General features: G+C 50.8%; 3 protein-coding genes. All 3 read left to right on the top strand.

Annotated elements, in window-relative coordinates; all coding sequences use genetic code 11:
* Positions 1–481: 481 nt before the first annotated feature.
* Positions 482–1,423, top strand: a complete 942-nt coding sequence (locus tag AAH187_RS12210) for a glutathione S-transferase family protein (protein ID WP_342348739.1) — start codon at positions 482–484, stop codon at positions 1,421–1,423.
* 250 nt (positions 1,424–1,673) lie between these two features.
* Positions 1,674–2,513, top strand: a complete 840-nt coding sequence (locus tag AAH187_RS12205; protein WP_342348738.1) for an aldo/keto reductase — start codon at positions 1,674–1,676, stop codon at positions 2,511–2,513.
* Positions 2,514–2,601: 88 nt separating this feature from the next.
* Positions 2,602–3,461, top strand: an 860-nt coding sequence (locus AAH187_RS12200; RefSeq protein ID WP_342348737.1) for a DNA ligase, incomplete at its 3' end; no start/stop codon positions are given.

Genomic DNA, 3,461 nt, shown 5'->3' with positions numbered 1-3,461 from the left:
TGTAAGTATTTTATTTTCTTTTCTCCCATCTTTGTAAATGAGGTATTTTCTAATTTTCAAGCTTGCTTAAAGTGTAGAGATTACAATTCATCAATTATTTCTTGGGGTATTTGGAAAATCTCCTCTTCATCTTCATCCGTTAATGGACCATAAGTAACCCGAGGGGGATTAACGCTCGACTCCATAGGTTTGGATTCGATTTGGTCAGAAAACTTTTCGAGAAAAGCAGCGATTGTCATATTTCTAACTCATCAAAAGATAATTCAAGAAAGAGTTTACTTTAGTTTGTATTACTTACTCGGAAAAATAAGTCTGTTTATTTAGGGCAAAAACAATTATATAGAATTCTCACACTAAATCATGCAACGTCAACTATTAAGGGTAATTACCTTTGCTCTAGGTGAGTCCCGCGCTTTGGGCATTCAGGAGGAAACGCCTCAGCGGAAAGAAGTCCTATGCCCATTAGATCATTGAGAATGCTATGAACAAAAAACCACAATTTCCTGACGAACAATCCAGCGAAGGAGCCTTTACGCGTCAAGGTGATGCGTTCCGGGAGTGGGTGACCGTCGATGGCAGTTCGGGATATCCCCCCGCGCGTGGGCGGTATCATCTGTATGTGTCCTGGGCATGTCCCTGGGCGCATCGCACGATTATTGTGCGAAAGCTGAAACGGTTGGAAGACGTGATTGGCATGACGGTCGTCGATCCGATCCGGGACGACCGGGGTTGGGCCTTTCGTGACGGACCGGCACATTCGACCGACCCCGTCAACGGGTTTCAGTTTCTGAGTGAGGCTTATCGTGCAAATGATCCGGCCTATCGCGGACGGGTGACTGTGCCCGTGTTATGGGATAAAGAATCCTGCCGGATTGTGAGTAATTCCGATGACGACATCATGCGGATGTTGAATACGGCATTCAATCGGTTTACCGCCAGCAAATTAGACCTGTATCCGGTTGATCTCCGACAGGAGATTGACCAACTGAATGACGATATTTATGAACAGGTCAATGATGGAGTCTACCGTGCAGGATTTGCGACGTCTCAATCAGCCTATGAACAAGCAACACAGCGTCTATTTGAGATGCTGGATACATTGGAATTGCTGTTAGACACGCAGCGGTATCTCTTTGGCATGAACCCGGTAGAGACGGACTGGCGCCTGTTCGTGACGCTTATCCGGTTCGACGCGGTGTACCACGGACATTTCAAATGTAATATCCGGCGCATCATTGATTATCCTAATTTGTTTGGGTACCTCAAAGATCTCTATCAATACGACGACGTGGCGGAGACCGTCAATATGGATCACATCAAACGCCATTACTACATCACCCACGATGACATTAACCCCACGGGGATCGTTCCCCTCGGCCCGGATCAGGATCTTCGTTCCCCCCATGGCCGTGAACATCTGTAGAATGCCGGCCGGCAACCGTGTGAATTGATAGTGCGTCTGCCGGAATATTTGATGCTCAGGCAGGCCATGACCTCATTCCTAACGGCAGCAAATTCCACGGCCCCTCCCATTTCTGCCCAAATACTGCCTGAATACCTGAAAAATACAAGCGAAGTCGCTAGAATAGGGCTCACATTTCCATCCCGGACTTGCAGAAACTTGGCAGGGAGAAGACAAACCCGGGTAGGTCGTTGAATCTGGAGGAATCGTTATGACTTTAACAGCACACAATAATGTCCCACTTCCCTCCTTGATGTATGGCACGGCGTGGAAAGAAGGCGCCACGACCCATCTGGTGCAATTGGCGGTGGGTTCGGGGTTCACAGCCATCGACACGGCCAACCAGCTCATTCATTACCGGGAAGACCTGGTGGGTGAAGCTCTGCTGGCACTCGACAAGATGGGAGTTAAACGGGAGACCCTGTTTTTACAAACGAAATTTACGCCGGTGAACGGACAGGACCATCGTACCCCCTATGATGCCTCGGCCGATCTCACCACTCAGGTGCAGCAATCATTTGCCAGCTCGCTCACCCATCTCCATACCGACTATGTGAACTCGTATGTATTGCATGGTCCGTACTCACGATTTGGCTTGGGAGATGCTGACCGTGAGGTGTGGGCGGCCATGGAGGACCTCTATCAAACAGGGAAGACCAAAATGATTGGCATTAGCAACGTCACGGCCGGGCAACTCACCCAACTGTGTGAAGAGGCGAGGACCAAACCGATGGTCGTGCAGAACCGGTGTTATGCCTCCCATGGATGGGATAGAGAAGTGAGGGGAATTTGCCAGGCTCATGGCATCATTTACCAGGGCTTTTCGCTCCTGACGGCCAACAGAGACGTGATGGCCGACCCCGACATTCGGACCATAGCAAAACGATTGGGGACGAGTCCCGCGCAAGTGGTCTTTCGTTTTGCCATGCAAATCGGGATGCTCCCGTTGACCGGAACGACCAGCCAACAACACATGGAAGAGGATCTTCAGGCCGAGCAGTTGTCATTATTGCCTGAAGAGATCGAACTGATTGACACGATCGCCGAATGACCAGATCACTCCTCCCTTGAGAGAAGATAATGAAGACCACCCCCTTCCTGGATCATCCCCACCAAACATGACGCAGGATAGCTTGAGCATGTCGGAGTCAGGCCTCAGGCTTCAGAACCGCCTGTTTCCGGTCATCCTTCTGATCATTCTTCTTCCCTTCGCTCTCACACAAGCCGGCACCATACCCGAACTGATGTTGGCTGACATCTACCGAGAGGGTCTTGATCTCAGCCAATACCGGGTCAGCGAAAAACTCGACGGCGTGCGCGCTCGTTGGGATGGCACACATTTGATTTCACGAGGCGGTAACGTGTTTGCGGCACCGGAATGGTTTATCAACCGGTTTCCTCCTATTCCCTTGGATGGGGAGTTATGGATGGGGCGAGGCCGATATGAAGAGGTGTCGTCCATTGTCCGGACACAACAATCCCATGATGGATGGCGAAACGTGCGCTTGATGGTCTTTGATCTCCCGGCACATGGCGGAATATTTGCCCAACGGGTCATCGAGATGAATCGCCTCAAGACCGAAAGCGACTCTCCCTATCTGGGGATCATTGAACAACAGCGGGTCGGGAGCGAAGAAGACTTGTTGAAATGGTTGCACACAGTGATTGATGAAGGTGGGGAGGGGTTGATGCTGCACAGGGAAACCGCGTTGTACGCCAGTGGGCGTAGTCAGGATTTGCTGAAGCTGAAATTATTCACCGATGCCGAGGCCACAGTCATCGGGTATCGGCCAGGCAAAGGTCAGTTTGATGGCCTGATTGGTTCACTCAAGGTGCGCACGGATGATGGGGTCATCTTCTTTATCGGAAGCGGGCTTAGTCATGAGGAACGGCGTCGCCGGCCGCCGTTAGAGAGCCGGGTCACGTTTCGTCACCAGGGGTTAACCGAAAACGGCATCCCTCGATTTCCGGTCTTTCTACGTATCCGCGATGAAGAGCC

The sequence above is a fragment of the uncultured Nitrospira sp. genome, from assembly GCA_902500695.1.
GTDB lineage: Bacteria > Nitrospirota > Nitrospiria > Nitrospirales > UBA8639 > Nitrospira_E.
The sequence above is the reverse complement of the archived record's forward strand: the minus strand, read 5'-3'. Positions and strand labels throughout refer to the sequence as shown.

Excerpts from the sequence above, each read along its gene's own strand:
- AAH187_RS12205 (WP_342348738.1), top strand. The coding sequence starts at position 1,674 with ATGACTTTAACAGCACACAATAATGTCCCACTTCCCTCCTTGATGTAT.
- AAH187_RS12210 (WP_342348739.1), top strand. The coding sequence starts at position 482 with ATGAACAAAAAACCACAATTTCCTGACGAACAATCCAGCGAAGGAGCC.